The following is a 19,149-nucleotide window of genomic DNA, read 5'->3' as shown; positions in this document are numbered from 1 at the left end:
CTAATTTACAAATTTGCTAATTATTTTTCAAAGAACTAATAGCTATCAGCTAACGGCTAACAGCTCATTATTACATAGATAAAGTTTTCAACTTCTGATACGTATCACTTATCAATTACTTCTCCTCTCAATTATAACATTTCCAATAAGACCGCTTCCAGCAAGGGTTTTATCCCTTCTCCTGTGATGGGTTCCGTTCGTCCATATTTTCTTGTTGTCATCAGGTTCCGCATTGTAATATTCATCGCCTAAAATACGGTTTGCCCATGTATTTACAACTTCGATCTCAATTGTATTTTCCCCATTTTTTACAGCACCGGAAATATCCAGCCTATATGGTTTCGTCCAGATGATACCACAAGACTTACCATTGATTCTTACCTCCGCAAGATTTGCAATTTCGTCAAATGCGATATCGAATTTATCTCCGTCGGCAACATTCAGGTTAAAGACACTCCTATAAACGGCTGTACCTGAATAATAGCGGATACTGTCATTATCATGCCTGCTCCAATCTGTCAGCGTTTCAAACGTTACAGGATTTGCCGGGCCTCTCATTTCTTTATCAAATGATACATTCCAAGTACCTGCTAACGGAATAGTATCGGTTATTTTCCGAATACTTGCTTTTCCACCTGTTGCGGATGTTGGTATCTGCAACACAATAAAGCAAGATTCGTTCGGTTCTAATACTAAATTTACATTTGTTCTTCCATCCACAACAGACCAGCTGGCACTTGTATCTGTCTTTCCGGTAACAGGATTCCACAATTCAGGAATACGCCCCGACGAACGGAGGCTAACCTCCAAATCCCGCTTCTTATCCTGCTGGTTCGAAATGAAGTAAACATCAGCCTTATCCGATTGGCGATGAGTGTAGGCAATATCTTCGGCGTAACTCTTTATTCCTTTCTCCATCACGACAAAATCACGTCCGACACCAATATCTTCAAGGGTTTCTTTGACATAAGGCAGCTTTACAAAACTGGCCGAAGCCCATTCTATTTTTTCACCCTCCTCTTTAAAATCTAACGTTTCAACAGGTAAATCCCCTATCATTATCTTAGCCCCTTGCGCGGAAAATTCTTTCAATTTCCGGGCCACAGCCTTCGACATCCTGTATTCCGGCTGCATAGGATGTTTGCCGGGGATTACCAATACAGCGTAACTCATACCGTCAGGAAGGACAATCCGTCCATTCTCTACCCTCATTCGGTTTAACAATACATCAGCATTAAAGCTGTCGTACTGATAACCTCTGAGGCAGTTCACCCAATCTTCGGATGTTGTTATATTGGCAGAATGATTTACCCCGGCAGGCATTTCCCGGGCAGGCGCGCCCACATTCGCCATGCGCCTTTTCTCCCATTCCAGTTTTTCTTCACCAAACAGCCCCGGCAAAAACGGAACAAGCCTATCCGGTAAGATAGAACGCCTAGGCAATTCCTCCCCTGTGAATACGGCAATATCTGCGACAGGCTTCCCATATTGCAATAAGGCCTGGCAACGTTGTGCATAATCTACCCATGCCCTGCCCGGTTTCCACCAAGTCTGGTCGCGTTGAAAATACAGCCCGATGCCATCGAGTGTCATACCCGGCTTACGGTCCAGCCAGGGATTCAGCGCATACACATGGTAGCTCAGACGGTTTATACCCAAAGCATAATGCCTGTCTTGCAGGGTTTTCAGCATCGCGGGATGTTCGTCGAACATCAGCCTTAACTGTGTGAATGCTTCTGCCTGTATAATATTTTTCCCGTAGATATGCGCACCTGAAATAGCGTCCAGCAGATCATTAGGCTTATCGTGAGTAGGACTTTGCAACCAATATTCATTCATCGGAATATCAGTGTTTTTATAGTGCATCATACCATCGCTAACCATAGTTGGCGAGACATTCTCGGCGCTGAATTCACAGCCTTTCGCATTGGCTTCTTCTTTCAGTACGGCATAGAATTTATCTACAACCAACTCTGAGATAGTCTGACGCACATCATACAAAATACGTTCCGACATATCTGCGCTTCCGACAGGAAATCCGGCCATTACCGGTAAATAATCATATATGTCGTATCCCCTGCGACTCTTAAATTCATCCCGAAACAGCGGGGACCAGTTCTGACTACCACATTCCCAACTATCTACATGAAAGACTTTCAATACACGCGATGCAATCTCCGTCCCTGCCGCTTCATAAGCCTTTCCAAACCATGAATTGAATTGCAGGCGGATAGCTTCGGGATTGAATTTATCGCATTCCAATCCGGCACCTCCTCCTCCGGTGGCATTGGTATGCCCCGTCGATGTATGGCCTAAACGCAGGATTGTCCATTTTCCTTCCGGAGCCTTCCAGTTCAATTTACCGTCTTTGCTGAGATATGAAGAAATGTCTATCATTTTTTTCACATCTATACATTGATTATCCGGTATCTGCAAGGCAGTAGTACGGGCGCTGACACGCCACGCATCTCCCGTTTTACCTTCATACTGATGTATGCGGGCTTCGGAAGACATCCAAATGCTTTTAAGTTTCAGATTCTGTTTCCATTTGGCCGCATCCAGATCTTCGGCTCCCGGCTCCGTTCCACTCAGATTATATTGCAGGCGGAAATATTTTGCAGTGGTGCCTGGTATAGAATGAGTCATAGGGAAATCATCGTTCTGCCATCCCTGACGGGGAGGTTCTAATTGAACGATCTTCCTATAGTTTCTCCCGTCATCGCTGGCTTCTATAGTGAGTCTTTGCGGCTGGAAACTACGCGAAGGCCCTGTAAGCTGTATGGTGCGGCAGGTAAACGGTTTCTGAAATTCAAGCTGAATCCAGCAGGGATCATCGCTTCGTAAAAGCTCCTTATTGTCTTTTTCCACCAAAAACTGAGGATCTATATCCGCGATGCTGCTTGTCACTCTCGGTTTTACTGTTTCTGTCGAAATCCCCTCTCCGTCAGGTGTAGGAAATGCATAGACAGCAATGTCTTTATAATATCCTTTATAACTTTCGGGTTGCGGCAACGCTCCATTAAATTGCTTTCCACCCTGTATATCCAATTGCGACCAAACGACTTTTTGCATAGAAAGTTCCGGTGTAATCCAGGGGCCGCCGGCCAAAGCAAATCCATCGCAAATATGGAACGCTATGTTCAATCCTATCCTGTCCGCTTCTTTGAAAGCGAAGCCTACCATCTCCCACCATAACGGGCTTAACTGTTCTACAACCGGTGTCAGATAGGGTTTTTCGGGAATTCCTCTGATTGGCATCAGATATGCTCCTTCCAGCCCGATCTCTTTCATCGCTTCCAAATCGGCCGTAATGCCCTCTTTGGTTACCGCTCCATGCATCCAGTACCAGAATGTCCATGACTTTGTTTCAGCGGAAGGCTTTTCCCACAATTGCCACAGGTTTTGAGAAAAGCAATCGCCCAAGAATAGAAATGATATGATGATAAATAAGAATATCTTTTTCATTTAATACTTATTTTGTCTCAAAAGACAGGTAAATACTTCCTTTCTGCAATCCGGTTACCCATTGGGCCTGAGAAGAAGGCCCGACCAAATCGGTGGCATTCACCTTATTGCGTACAGCCGGGATAACTTTCAATACAGAAATACCACTATCAGGGAAAGTATATAATAATACATCACGCCCGTCTCTCGGGCTATAAACTCCGAGATAATTATCATCATCAGTATTCTTCAGATTAATTATACCTTCCGAAGTATTAAATGTTGCCCATTTCCAATTACTGAAATATCCCTTAAATTCAGGATACAGGAACGATTCTCCCGGAATAGGGTCGTTGTAATCATTTTCCCAAAGACCGAATGTAGTACCATGCAGACGATTCTGCCATACACGATAAGGCCCGTCACCGAGCCACTTTTTAGACACGACCCGATCTTCCGGATAATCGAACATGATACCCATCAATTCTACAATGCCTTCATATTGGTAAGTATAATCGAGTCGGATAGTTCCATCCGGCTTAATAATCCAGCGGGCCCGACACATATTTCCGAAGTAGTCGGCAACAACCTCGATACTATCTCCTAAAGTTTTATAATTGAAGTTTGTCAACCTGCTTACTCCCGAAATATCCTCATAGATACGCTCTTTACTACGTGCCGAATTATCATCATGGTTGTAATATACATCCATCGAACGGTCGCCACGCCGGAATGCTACAAAACGAGGGCCGTTAGCGAATGAAATAGGCTTGTTGTTCTTCTTCACAGAAGCTAATGTTCCGCTTTTCTTATCGAAAGCAAGAATCGTATTTCCGGTCGCTACAAGCAGTTTTTCACCTTCTTCCTTAACTGAAACAGGCGCATTGCCCTTAGATAAGGAATAAAAATCTTCTGCTTTCTTCCATGTCCAGTCCCATGTCCAGAGCTCTTCTCCCTGTGGACCATAAGCTGTCAGAGACAATACATTCGCATCTTTCCAATTAGATGGAAGGCTTATATTTAATGTCCCCGCTGCATGAGGTACAAGATCGAAATTTTTCATCTCTCCCGACTTCACAACAGATACTTCATCATCCTTTATTGTTTTCAAAATCCATGTAAAACGGCAGTCTTTCAGATTCGTAAAATCATACCTGTTTTCTACAGTAAACGAACCTCTGAAATCGTCGGTCAGTTTTGTATTCATTATTTGCACAGGTGACCAGACCTGCTTTACTGTATAGAAACTTCCTTCCTTCTCGTGGTGAGGGCCAAGTATTCCATCAGCCCCATAATTGCCTGCATTGTCAATTCTTCCGTTCTGGTCGGTACGTATAACCCCTTCATCTGCAAACATCCAGATGAAACCTCCGGCAGTGCGGGGATGCTTACGCATCATTTCCCAGTAATCCCATAGGCCTGCTCCCGCTCCTCCGTCATACAGCCCGTGCAGAAACTCTGTCGGCATAAATATCTCAGGCTTGCGCATATATTCCTGGCTTTCGCCATAAGAACGGTAATGCATGGTTTCGAATCCGTTGAAATTCTTCTGGGGATGCAGGACTACACGTTTCTGAGGATCGAGAGTACCAAATTCTTTGACCAATTCATGATTGTGCCCTCCCTCATTTCCATTAGACCACCACGTTACGCACGGATGGTTGACATCACGTTTTATCATCTCATGTACAAGCTTTGTACCTGCGCCCGTATCATAGCTATAATGCCAGCCACCGAGTTCGACCATTACATACAAGCCCAGTTCATCACAAGCGTCCAGAAAATCAGGGTCTGACGGATAGTGCGAAAGCCGGACGGCATTCATATTCATCTCTTTTATTATTTTCACGTCATCGTAGTTTGCCTGACGGCTGAGTGTACGCCCCGTCTCAGGACGGAAACTGTGGCGGTTTACTCCACGGATATTTACTTTCTGTCCGTTTATATATATTCCGTCGCTTTCGCGTATTTCAATAGTACGGAAGCCAAAACGCTCTTTTGTCCGGTGCAACACTTTACCATCCTGCACCAATGAAAAGTTTACATAATACAGATTAGGTGTTTCGGGTGTCCAGTTTTTAATATTTTCAAATTTCCCTCTTATCACCGCTTTATCTGTTCCTTGCGACAAAGTAGTTTCAAGCGGACGGCCGATAGATTTACCATTGATATCTGTAAGTTCGGCGATTACTTTCGTATTGTTTCCCATTCCCAAACCAAGAAAAACATCGGCATAGAAACTGCCGTCGGCTTTAGCATCGATTGCTGTACGGTCGATAGACTGAGCCGGAAGAGCCTCTACAAAAACCGGACGGAAAATCCCTCCGAAATTCCAGTAATCACCGCGTCTTTCAGCCATATTTACACTCGAATTGGCAGACTCTTTACTAACAGTCACTTCCAATACATTTTCGGTATCACCAAAGAATACACGATCCGAAACATCACTTTTGAAACGGTAAAATGCACCCTGATGTAAATGCCCGCAACGACGGTCATTTATTTTTGCTTCGCAATCGGTCATCACTCCATCGAAAACGATACGGATAACGCGTCCCTCCCACTCTTTCGGAAGTTTGAATTTATATTTATACAATCCCTGTTCCTTAGCTATCCCCGGAGGATTGGCCTTTCCATAAAACGGCATACCATATTGATAAGTCCCGAATCCCTGCAACTCCCAGCACGAAGGAACCGGAATAGATGTCCACTTCCCGCTGTTATTGCCTTCTGTACAAAAGAACTCCCAATTAACAGCATCATCGAAGCCTGTGCCCGACAGGTATTGTATTCCTGTTTCTGCATTTGCTCCGGAATTGTTTCGTTGTGAAAAGCTATCTTGTGAAATTAAGAAACTGAAAATCAATAGTAGGCATAAAACTTTTTTCATATTTAGAGAGATTGTTTTTTATCGTAATGGTTCAATGATGAAATCCAGCATATAAGGTCTTTTTTCTATTGCATATTTTTTCAGTACACCCGGCCCGCAACTACTGTTTCCCAGTCCCAGCATAATAGCATCAAGCGATAAAACAACTTCCTTACGAGGTTTCAAAAGGTAAGCATGAGTAGTCCCGTCTAAATCCCCGGCTGTGAAATGCAAAGCTGAGCCTGACATACGTTCAGATATACAGGTAAAGCGAATACCTTTGCCTTCTTTATCTGTAAGCTGAATCCATCTGATATCTTCTTTATTTCCGGTTTCCTGTGGCACCGGATAAGGCACATATTGCTCTGTTACAGTAGATGTATAGATTCCTACCGGACAACTTTCTTTTCTGTCCGAATAATTCTCATATGGCCCGTGTCCATACCATTTCATATTTTCCAAATCCTGATTCAAAGACATTACCACTCCAAGACGGGGCAATTCGGGCAATGTGCCCGATGGCGTAAATGTATTACTGACATCTATCCTTCCGTCACCCCATATCGTATATACAGCTTCATGTACAAACCATCCTGCTTTCGCATGGTTTTCTGCAATAGTTTTAATCTTTACAAATTGCTCGCTTTCTCCTGTTATACCGGCAAATTTCAGTGTTCGTTTTAAACTGTCGAGACCCTGATCCTTCCAATCTTTCGCCAGCCAGTTACCAAAACCTTTATCATTATCGACAGGTGCACGATAGCCCTGAAATATAAGAGGAGATACGATCATTTCATTATTATCGTATTTCAAAGATGAAAGGATTCCCTCTTTCAGATCGAAAACCATAGAAAAAGTTTTTCCATCCATCTCAATCACACCGTTTTCTTTTACAATGGACTTAAAAGTTACGTTACTACGATTTTCCGTTTTATCTTGCCTGAGACCTAAATTTAATTGTTCGAATCCGATTTCATAACCTCTATCAGCCCATAACCGGCCTTCTTTCAAATGAAAACTTATTCTCAACCAATAGTCTGTATCCGGTTTGACGCTTATCTTTTTGAAAGGGACGGAAATATCTCCGGTCATACCGGCGGGAATATCTATACCGGTAAAAACTCCTTGCTGTAAAGTATCTCCACCAGCAATTATTTTCCAACGTATTTCATAGTCGTTCAGATTGATGAAGTGGTTCCGGTTAGTTACGGATATAATATTTTTATCACCCTTTGAAAACTCTACTTTCATTGGTTGATATACTTTTTTCACTTCATAATATTTCGGCGTAGTCTCTCTTTCTGCAAACACAATTCCATTGAAACAGAATGCTTTCAGATTAGGCTTATCACCAAAATCTCCCCCATAAGCCATAAAACGAATCCCGTTTTCATCAGTCTTATAAAGTCCCTGATCTACCCAATCCCAGATGAAGCCGCCAAGCATTCTCCTGTTCGAATATATCTCATCCCAGTATTCCTTGAAGTTTCCCAGCGCATTGCCCATCGCATGGGCATATTCGCTGGTAAGGACAGGACGGTTGTCGATAGTATCCCTTGCTATACTTAACAAACGTTCCCAGCGTGCGTTTTCCGCCCGTTCTTTATCTTCTCCTTCTGCAATATTCGGATTCAGATATTCATTCTGTACACGCGGATAAAAACGACTGATAACATCCACGGTCTTAGGGTCAGGATTACCCTGAGCTCCTTCGTAATGAATGAAACGTGTCGGGTCAAAATCTTTCAGCCATGCAGAGATAGCGGCAAAATTAGGACCGTATCCGGATTCATTACCCATCGACCAACAGATTATCGACGGATGATTTTTATCTCTCTCCGCCATACGTATAGCCCTATCCATAAAGGCAGCATGCCAGGCAGGGTCGCCAGCGAGTTTTCCACGCAGGCCGTGTTCTTCTATGTCAGCCTCATCCATTACATATAAGCCGTATCGGTCACACAGTTCATACCATTGCGGATTGTTGGGATAGTGTGCAGTACGGACAGCATTGATATTTGCCTGTTTCATCAGCTTAATATCCTGCACCATCCTTTCGTAAGAAATGGAACGGCCGGTTGCCGGATCATGCTCATGGCGGTTGACTCCCCGAAGCCTTACCGGATTGCCATTAACCAATACCTGCCCATCTTTAACTTCAACACTACGGAAGCCAACTTTACAAGATACAGTCTCTATTACCTGTCGCTTATCATCAACAAGGCTGAGAACCAATGTATAGAGATTTGGTGTTTCGGCAGTCCATTTCAAAGGATTAGAAACAGCCGTTTCCATCCATGCAAATTTGGCCGGGCCTCTCTGCGGCGTCCTGTCATTCAAAACAGCGGCTTTATTATCGGCATTGAGTACAGGAAGGGCATCTTGCTGAAGCTGTGTGCCAAACACCGGACTATTATCAGCATCGTACAGTTGCGCTTCAAGATTCCAACCTTCCAGCTTATCGCCATTGTACGATTTAATTTCCGGTTTTATCTGCAAACTCGCATCTTTATAATCTTTATCTAATATTGTGCGAACTGCAAAATCTGAGATTCTTACATCGGCAGTCGAATAAAGGAATACTTCGCGATGTATGCCACTGGTACGCCACATATCCTGATCCTCGAGATAGCTGCCATCACACCAGCGATAAACCTCTACTGCCAATTGATTCGTCCCGGCCTTTACATAATCGGTAATATCGAACTCCGCCGGCTCCATGCTTCCCTGACTATATCCTACTTTCACCCCATTTATCCAGATATAAAATGCACTCTGAACCCCTGCAAAATGAATGAATGTTCTCCTATCCTTCCAATTGGAAGGCAAAGTGAAAGAATGACGATACGAACCTACCGGATTACGCTCCCTGAATGATGTATATTCTGCTTTCGGCTCACCGGTTACCCGTGGAGGGTCTATTTTGAAAGGGTAACCCGCACTGACATATATCGGCGTGCCGTATCCCTGCATCTCCCAGTTGGAAGGAACAGGAATAGTTTTCCACGATTTATCGTTAAAATCCGTCTTGTAAAAGTCTATCGGCCGTTCTTCCGGACGGGGAACCCAGTAAAACCGCCAGTCTCCGTTAAGAGATAAGAACCAAGGGGATTTTTCCCTGTTTGCAGACAACGCCTGCTTACTATCTGCATAAGGGATGAATGTTGCCCGGGCAGGTTCCCGGTTTATTTCAAGTACGGACAGGTTTTCCCAGTCCGGCTTATCAAATTGGGCAAAAGCGGATTGAGCCGATATAACTAAAAATAATAAGGTCAATATATTTTTCATCTTACTGCATATCTAAAGCATCAAACCAAAGTCCGTCCAGATTATCCCCGCTTATAACCACCCTGTAATGCCCCGCATTGATATAAGCTCCGGTAGTGGTGCTAACCATACGCCATTTTTCAGGAGCGGAAGGAAACTGTATTTTATCTTCACGCATCACCCTGTCGTCAGAAGCCAGAATCCGGATATTCGCAATAACCGGAGTTTTACCGGTATTCATATATTTAAAACGTAAAGCATATATTCCGGCTAATCCGGGAGAAATAGTCCATGTTATAGTATGCTTACCTTTACCCCCGGCTATTACACCGTCTTTTTGGCGGTGATTTACGGCCGACCATCCGGTGCTAACTTCCGCCATTTCTGCTTCATAAGTTATTTCGGGGCGGAGATTCGGTTCCTCTATCCAATTTATCCGGGGAACAGCGATAATATAATTGTTCCCTCTGATATTTACCTGCTGATCTTTTTTATATGCCTTTTTTACAAAACCCGTATCTACTTCGGTATAAATATCAGCATCATCTGTGAGTTTGAATGATACATTTTTTGCTTTAGTATCAGATTTTATCCATTCTGCCCCATATAAAACAGGTGGAAGACTTGTAAAACCGTTACCTGTACCGAGCCATGAACTATGTTTACCGCCTTTCACATCTGTAATCAGTCCCGGTGATGGAGGTGCAGCCTTCACTGCATTATCTTTAGACGCAATGGCAATAGCAGATATTACAGCTTGCCCAGCCAAGAATCGAGGGAAAGAGATTTCCAGCATACCGTTTTTAGCATAACCTTTCACTGTTTTCTTCAAAACCTTATCGTGTCCGGCTTCCCACCAGATGTCAAGGTCTTTCAATACAGTTTCACCACTTACTGCGACATCGAATATGCGGTAGCCTTCGCAATCCATGCTGCGGTCTGTTCCCCACCATGGCTCTATGAAATAAAGTTCGACTAAATATTCGCCGTCGGGCAGAGGGAATTCGTATTTCAATTTATCACGCCCATAACGGAATGTCTGGAATAGCTCCCAGTCTTTTGTTCCCGCAACAGGGTCTTTAGTACGGCGTTGAGACGCCAGAAAACAAGGAAGGTTTCCAAAATCGTCAGTCCATGAGAGTGAACCCCAGTAACTGCCTTTTTTCTTGTGTACATCTGCCATCCACAGATTCCCGTTTCCGTCTTTAAAATCAGGGCCTCCGCAATTTACACGATAGATATAGGTATAATCATTTTCAGGTAAAGTCTGATTCTTAACATCTTTGTATAACTTACCGAAAGACGGCGACTCCGGCAAATTTTCCATTACAATATAGTCCTCGGCTACGGCGTTGCCATTTACATAACCTACGGCATACAGCACATTGTAACGGATATCCACTCCATCCCATTGGAAATGAGTTCCAATACCATTTCTTGTACGTTTGCCCAATGATAGGGATTTTACATCATTGAAAAGCTCCACTTCATCGCAATTGGAGAAAACCCTGATGCCATCTTTCTTTCCCGGTTCAGACCAACGGTGATTCCATGTATGTGAAACCAGGTAAACCATCGGCGCTTCTTCTTTCGGAACATAATTGGAGCGATACATATAATACACATCCAAAGGTTCTTCCCAGGGAGTAACCAACCCTTTATAATTGAATGGCCCGATACGGTCTATATCGCGGAAACCTTCTTCGTTTTGCACACGTCCCGGATTATCATGGGAACTGTATATCCATTGGAATTGTCCGCAAACACTATCTCTGGCCTGCTCGGCCAATCTTATTTTCATCTCCATAAGTAAAGACATACGATCTTCGCTGATAGCTCCTTTCTGGTCATAATTACCTTCTGTATGCAGATCGATACTTCTCCATGCACCGTACTCCCCGTTAAGCAACTGGTCTTTCTTGCTTAGTTCCCGATTATAGATATATGGGTTGCCGCCATACGTTCCAGACCAATTCTGAACTACATTCCAGTCAGTTCCTGTGCCACCGTTACAGGTGGTAACCAAACGTTGGGAAGGAGAAGTAGGGTCCATCTCACGGATTATCTCCATACATTCACGGGCAAAATCTTCCGGCAATATACTCTCATTCTGTAATCCCCAGAGAACTACTGAAGGACAGGAACGCCGCTCTTTTACCCATTCCCTCAGATTAGCCTTGAATGTTTCTCTGAATTCCGGAGTATCATACCATACATGAGCTGATAATTGTGTCCAGAATAATATTCCGGATTTATCCCACATTTGCTGATAAACAAGATTATGAGGCTGATGTGCATCACGGAAAGCGTTGAATCCGGCTGCTTTCATCTGGCTGACACGCGACCATATCTGTTCTTCGCTGAAAGCATGGCTCTGCCCCAACATATGCTCATATTCACAAACACCATTCAGAAAAACAGGCTTCCCATTCAAGAAGAAACGGTGATCGCCATCGGTACGGTATACCGGCCATGAAATCCAACGGAAGCCATAAGCCGTAGTCTCCTCATCTATAGCTTTACCATTTTCCTTTATTATTGTTATCAATTTATACAGATAAGGATTTTCGGTATCCCATAAAACAGGATCTGTAATGTCCTTACTTTTCTGATTGATAACTCTTATTTCATTTGCTTTCAATATTATCTTGTCCGTAACACGCTCTACCTGTATGCCATCTTTGTTTACCAGCTTCTGTATTACTTCCAGTTCACGGTCTTTATTACTGTAATTCTTCAACTCCGTATTTACATTCATTGTAAATACATTTTTACCATCAACCACCTTTGGCTCGTTATTCCAGACGTGTACACCAAATGGTTCTATCCTAGCCGTGTTAGTTACAACCAATGTTACCGGACGAAAAATTCCCATAGGCTGTGACCCTTCTGAAAATCCCCATTCGGAAGAACAACCTCCACATATCCATGGAGAATCTGAAATCATTGGCGGATGATCGGCCTGCACAGCTAAAATATTAGGCTGGTCAAACTTTACTGCATCTGTTATATCAATGGTAAAAGTAGTACGGCCACCTGAATGATACCCGACCTTCTCCCCATTGACATAAACAGTTGCATAGGTGCCGACACCCTTAAAGAAAAGGAAGTATCGTTTATCGGCACCTTCATCACTAATCCCAAACAATCTACGATACCATGAAAATCCATGCTTGTTGCCGTGTTTCAGACGGCGAATACCTTCATACTTGTCCCAATTGTGAGGGACATCAACCTTTTCCCAGTTAATATCATTGTAGCTTATATTCTGGAAACCGGTATGAGCGTCTTTATTTATATCGTCTGCCGTTGTCAGCCAGTTATCATTGAGGGAAATCTCTTTCCTGAATGTCGTTTTATCCGGCTTGGGGAAACGGATAAGGCTTCGTCCCATATCTTTGGACGTGGCCACAGCTATTCCCCGCTGATCGTCTTCGTTCACCGCACAATAGAAGTGATATGCAACGCCGTTCCATTTCACAACATAGGACTTGTGAGCAAACAGATTGTCATATTTCTCCGTCGGAATAATCAGGTCATCACCGTCCCAATCCGTCCAATTCACCAGATCGTAAGAGCATGCGAATGTATTAAACGCTTTATAAGGTCTGTCTTTGCGGAAAGCGCTGAAATAGAACATTACATATATATCTCCGATTTTCTGGATGACTCCATCACCAGTGATACCTTCTTCGTGGTTTACAATCGGATTACCCTCATAACGTTTCCAATCGATCATATTGTCGGATAAAGCAATGCCGATACGCTCTGCCTTCACATTATTATCCGGATTTACCCCTCCGGCATTGTAATACATGACAAAAGGATAACCCAGTGTTTTATTCCTATCCCAGATAACTGACGATTTATATTGTGTAATATTCTCCCACCAGCCCTTATCTTCATCCAGTGGTGATAATCTGGGCGTATCGAAACTTTGCCATTCATGTGGTTTAGTTATATCGCCGGAAGTATATGCTACTCCTTCTTTAAGAATGCCGCGCTCATAACCTCTGGTATCGCTGCCGAAATATGACATCCAGTATTTATTGCCGAATTTCTGAGCCTTATAGCTTCCACCCCACTCATAGTCTATCAAAGCCACATATCCGGCACGCTGGTTTTCGTCCCAACGTCCGCTTCCGGCTTCCGGAAAAGATAGAATACGTCCCAATGTATCCCAATGAAGCAAATCCTCGCTTTTAGCAAGCCATGTTTCATAACCCCGGCCATCTGTGCCCGATTTACCGTTATAAACAAGATAAGACATATACCATTTCCCGTTTTCACGAAAAACAGTAGGACAATCTATCTTATGATTATTATCCGACGGAGCAAGTACTAACCCGTATTTAAACGGAGTCTTTACTTCCTCATATATCTTTTTCATAATATCTTTCGGCACAGTAATCTGTGCCGAAAGACAACCTGCAAAAGAAATAAGTAATATTATAATTACTCGAAATACATTCATATTCACCTATTTACAATCCTCACCATTAATAGAATATCCAATCTATCCGGCTCGAAGGATCATTCGCGCCCAAACCGGCATTGCGAGGATTTATTTTTTGTTCCGCTCCGGTAAAGCCTAATATCATTAATGCGCCTTTACCCATATTCAACCTATGTTTTCCTGCCGGGAAAGTATATGTGTGGACATTTACTGTTGCCCGTCCCGGAATATCTATTGCGTTGGCAATCTGCACATCTCCCTGCCCGTAAGCATTAGCGCTGGCATCGGTTTCCAATGTCGGAGCCTTTGCATATTCTTTACGTTCGGTATTCAGATAGCCTACCAACAGATTAACGCCTTCCTTACATTCAAAAGATATGATAGTGCCTTCCTCAGCCTGCTTGTCCTGACTGAAACGGAATAGACGCATACTTTTCAATTCTTCAGAGAACTCACCTATAACAAAATCTTTATCGGAAAATACCTTCTCTCCTTTTTTCATCAGATAGCTCACCGGATTTCCGTCAACTGTAATATTCACCAGCTTTAAAATCTCTATCGTTTGCTTATTATCGGCTCCGTGCTTCTTTAAAAATTCTATATTCCTTTTGAGGTTTACCAGTTCCGCTTCATAATGAGGCAACAACTCTTCCCATGTTTTATTATTTCCATCATCACCGCCCGTCGGAATCCGGCGCTGGGCTGTTTGCATGCTGTTTGCATACAGGTAGGTATCTTTTGTAAAATTAACTAGTTGCTGATAATATTCCAGACTTTTTTCGACAAGAGGAATCGCTTTATCCAAATCTGTAATATCGCCCGAATGGGTGTATCTGAGAATAAGCATGGCTGCTTTTACTTTCTCAGAGAAGAAGTTCGCAAACGCCTGATAACAGTAAACGTCATTTTTCAAACGGTTAAATTCATCTTTATTTGCAGATACCTTAGGCGTAGCTTTGTCGATCGCTTCCACAGCAGCGTTACCATGCGCAACAGCTTCACCTATCAATTGTGGAGGGGTTTCTCCTACATGCGGCTGATTGTTCCACTCTTTATTCATATACTCGATAAGCAATTCACCCTCCGGCCCGCAAGACTCATGGAATCCGGGATACACCTTCCATTTGGCCGGATTTACGAGTTGGCTAAGGAACATTCCAAGTAAAAGAGTCTGCCGGTTGCCTTCCGTGATACCGAACTTACGTAATAACTTAGGCGCTATTTCCCCCGTTTGCTCATACGCTTCGAGAATATTTCGCCCTTCTTCTCCACAACCGTACATATCGCCAAGTTGCTTAGTCCAGTATTTTATTTCATCATTTCTGTCACGGTTTACATTCCATGCATAACGAGCCCACGCTTTGTACCAAATCCAGTCACGATCCATTTCACGCAAACGCGGCTCCGTTTTATCTGCCGTATAAGGCCAGTCCCAGTACGATGCCTGCGGATACAGATGCAGAGCATTTGCACCATGAATATTATGCATAGCATGAACTGTTTTCTGGATAAAGTCCGGCGAACCATAGCGGAATGGCTCCAGATTAGCTAAAATATGTACATTGGATATATGAACCGACCCCAGACTGCTCAAATCGGTATGGATCTTCGACCAAGGACCTCCGGGTTCATAAGTTGTAAGAGATTCTCCATTGTATTTATGCATTGTATAGAGGTTCTTGTATAAAGGCAGAGCAGCATCCATTACCATTTTACAATCCGTATCATGTGCTCTCAGCACCAACGGAGGTTCTTTTGTAATATTCAGTGCTTTCAACCCATCCTTCACTCCGGGTATAATCGTTTTTGTAAACCACTCCACATCATCTTCATAGGTATCCATGGCTTCTCCGAGACAAACCAGTAATCCTACATTCGGATATTTTTCAATGAATGCAGCCACCGATTTTCTTGTATAATCCGAAATAAGTGGGGTAATAGGGCGGCTTCTGTCCTGTGTTTTTATTCCGTGATGTTCAGCAAAAGGTTTCGATACCAGAATGTTGTAAAACATCTGAATAACCCATATCCCCCTTTTGTCGGCTTCTTCCGTCAGAAAAGAGAACATCTCTTCATTCTTTTTGAATGTCTCATCATCTACCTCTACCGCATAAGGATAATCTTTCAACTTTACCAATGAGGCAAACGGATGTCCGTTCCAGAGATAGAGCGAATTCATCTTATTGGCGGCAAGCATATCCAGGTATTCTACCCACAAGGCTTTATCATAGAACCAAGGGAAAGTCTCTTCTGTATAGGGATATTCATAAACAGTCCTGCCCGGCAGATAATATGGTTTCTGCACACCGATGCAGGCACCACGCAATACCATTTCAGGCTGGTCTGTCAGATTGATATCCGAAGGAATTTTCCGGACATCTTTTATCCGGCTTATAAGTTCCATACAACCATACATCGCACCGGATGCATCATTGCCTGTAATGCGAATGGATTTACCTTCCGTGCTTATAGAATAGCCTTCTTTAGTTAATGTATCGACTGTGCTTTCTTCTACATAAATTATATGATTTTCCGCTTTATTATTTTCTCCGGAGGCAGCAACTATCACTTCATAGTTTTCCGCTTCAAGAGTTGATTTTAATTTATCTACCCCGTATAGAATCCTGTTCGATGATCCTTGTGGAGAAACAATTACAACTTTTTCTTTTGAGCAGGATATTATCAGAAAAAAGAACGATAATAAAGCTAACAGATGTTTGATTTTCATTTTATCAGACTATTTTTTATTCGGTTTTAAATCCCCTGGAATTATTCAATATAGAATGTTAAATCCAATCTGTACTATTCTGTACTGTGCTGACAAAGATATATTTTTAACATGAGAGGAAAGAAGCCGTGAATATGCTATAAAACATATCCATGACTTTTAAGTGTACTTTTTACAATTTTGAGCAGTTCTAAACCCGGTTAAATAACCGGATCGAAGGCTTCTTAGAACTTTCCGCTTATTATATACTCCTTACCGGTATCAATCTTCACTTTATAATTGTCAGTAGCAATTTGTTCAATACTCCCAATATTTATTTTAGGTTTACCCGGTGAAGTGAAATAGAGATACCCCTCTCCTTCTGTTGCAGAAACCTTAATCTGCTTCTTATCCATATATACTTTTATATCTCCTTTCGGTGTTGGCACAGAGCCCTCCATCCATTTAAGGTCACCTAATACCGAACGAATACTGAATTCTTTATAGCCTTCTTTCTCAGGTTTCACCCCAAGGTAATACTTGCCCAATAAATATATAGGACTGGCTCCCCATGCATGACAAAGGCTTTTCCCAAAGGGACGCCCATACATGGCCAAATGCTCTGTACCGGTTTCATCGGGATTATACTTTTCCCAGAAAGAAGTCGCGCCCAAGTTGAGCATACCGCCCCAGTAGTCGCGAATTTCTTTCAGCACATGTCTGTATTCTCCTAACATACATAATGCTTCCAGCTCATAAAAACGCATATATGGCGTTGTTATCTTCAATGCATCCGGATTTAGCAGGACATTGTCTTTCACTGCTTTTGTTTTCTCCGCATCCAGATAATTGAACAATACGGCAAACATGTTCGTAAAAGGAGTTACCTGCTCACTCATTATCCCATTCTCGCGGTTATGAATAAAAGCATTTTTATTTGCCGACCAAAAGGAAGTGAACAGCTTCGATTTTAAGTCTGAAGCCAAAGATGCATACCGTGCTTCATTCTCGATATCTCCCATTATATCTGCACACAACGCCATTGTTTCCAGGCTTCGGCAAAACAGTAATTGCTCGAAACTGACCTCACCGCTTTTACTCATCTTAAAATCGGCCCAGTCGATAAATACCCAGTCCCCGGCTAAGCCTTCCATCATGCCGTTGCCGTTTCGACGGGATAAACAGAAATCCATCAGTGATTGCATACGCGGATAAAATTGCTTTACAAACTCCCGGTCGCCTGTATATTGCAAATAATCATATATACCTATAAACCAATAGAATGTATAATCCATAATGGTATTCATATGGCTTGTCACAGGGTCTTTTCCTCTAAGGTTCAACATGGTACGTGTAACCGAAGGGGAATCGAAGAATAGATAGTAATTCATCAGATAACTCTGATAAGCATCACCGCTCCAGATCCAACGGTCGCGTTTAATACCATCGATAAAAAACTCCCTCGAGGTAAGGTGCATCGTATAGGCAGAAATATCCCAGATACGGTTTATCAGTTCATCATCACATCTGAACTGCCCCCTGTGATCCAAAGGCAGATACTCATACAACATCGATACGGAAGAGTAAGACAAATCGCCTTCCGTTTCAATATATATGTAACGATAGGCTTTTGAATCTTCCAAAGTAAAATCATTCGCGGATGTATTATCTACATCTATCCGGTCTAATGTTTCGCAATGTGTAGTCGATAAGGCTTCCTCAGAGGACTCCCCGTAATATATATTCAGGCGGCCTTTTCCCTTCAACTGATGGAATTTCACATATCCGAAAGTCTCTTTTCCAAAATCAATGAGTTCTCCCGCTCCTTTCTTTTCAGTTCCGGCAGCAGCCATTGGTATAACTGCCAGTTTGAACTCTGACGGAGGAGTATCAGGAGAATTGAAATTCCATCGTCCGGCTTGCAGGTATGCTGTACCTGAAGATGTATCGGATGCTTTACCCGACTCGTCTATCCATTCTTTATCTTCGAAAGTTACTTTCCAACTCTCATCCGAACCAAAGGTTTGTCCTTTCACATATATGGCAGGAACATGAGCCTGATTATGCACTTTGATGTTCAGGCTATGCTTTCCTGCCGGAATGATTATCTTATCATAGGCAGGCAGAATTTTCCCATCCAGTTTTATATTATACTTTCCTTCTACATATATCTCAACTTCCTCAGCCACAGGTAAGTCTAATTTTGTAGAAAATTCTACCGCGACATAGTGGCTATCCATCTTCCAGAACGGAGGAAAGAAACCGCCCCTTTCTGTACGGCGATTCTGCATTTCATTACCGAGCCATATTTCAAAATCTCCCGGATAGTATATCCATGTGGCATCCTGAGCCGATAGGGAAAACGTAATCAAAACAAAAAATAATACAGTTAATATTCTCTTCATA

Annotated in this window: 6 protein-coding genes; all 6 read right to left on the bottom strand. The window is 42.8% G+C overall.

Going from position 1 to position 19,149, the window contains the following annotated elements; genetic code table 11:
* Positions 1–111: 111 nt before the first annotated feature.
* The 6 genes from B3317_RS02015 to B3317_RS01990 all read right to left on the bottom strand — a co-directional run bounded on the left by B3317_RS02015 (position 112) and on the right by B3317_RS01990 (position 19,148).
* Positions 112–3,465, bottom strand: a complete 3,354-nt coding sequence (locus B3317_RS02015) for a glycosyl hydrolase (RefSeq protein WP_291108091.1) — start codon at positions 3,463–3,465, stop codon at positions 112–114.
* A gap of 7 nt (positions 3,466–3,472) precedes the next feature.
* Positions 3,473–6,334: a glycoside hydrolase family 2 TIM barrel-domain containing protein gene (locus B3317_RS02010; protein WP_291108088.1), complete on the bottom strand. Its 2,862-nt coding sequence runs from the start codon at positions 6,332–6,334 to the stop codon at positions 3,473–3,475.
* Between the two features lie 18 nt (positions 6,335–6,352).
* Entirely contained in the window at positions 6,353–9,601 is a 3,249-nt protein-coding gene (locus B3317_RS02005; RefSeq protein ID WP_291108085.1) for a glycoside hydrolase family 2 TIM barrel-domain containing protein, read from the bottom strand.
* Between the two features lies 1 nt (position 9,602).
* Positions 9,603–14,054, bottom strand: a complete 4,452-nt coding sequence (locus B3317_RS02000) for a beta-d-glucuronidase/beta-L-arabinofuranosidase (RefSeq protein ID WP_291108083.1) — start codon at positions 14,052–14,054, stop codon at positions 9,603–9,605.
* 25 nt (positions 14,055–14,079) lie between these two features.
* Positions 14,080–16,764 (bottom strand): alpha-d-galacturonidase, encoded by a 2,685-nt coding sequence (locus tag B3317_RS01995; protein WP_291108080.1) that lies wholly within the window; start codon positions 16,762–16,764, stop codon positions 14,080–14,082.
* A gap of 224 nt (positions 16,765–16,988) precedes the next feature.
* Positions 16,989–19,148, bottom strand: a complete 2,160-nt coding sequence (locus tag B3317_RS01990) for an alpha-L-rhamnosidase C-terminal domain-containing protein (RefSeq protein ID WP_291108077.1) — start codon at positions 19,146–19,148, stop codon at positions 16,989–16,991.
* Between the last annotated feature and the right edge of the window lies 1 nt (position 19,149).

Source organism: Dysgonomonas sp. UBA7710, from assembly GCF_002482385.1.
GTDB lineage: Bacteria > Bacteroidota > Bacteroidia > Bacteroidales > Dysgonomonadaceae > Dysgonomonas.
The sequence above is the reverse complement of the archived record's forward strand: the minus strand, read 5'-3'. Positions and strand labels throughout refer to the sequence as shown.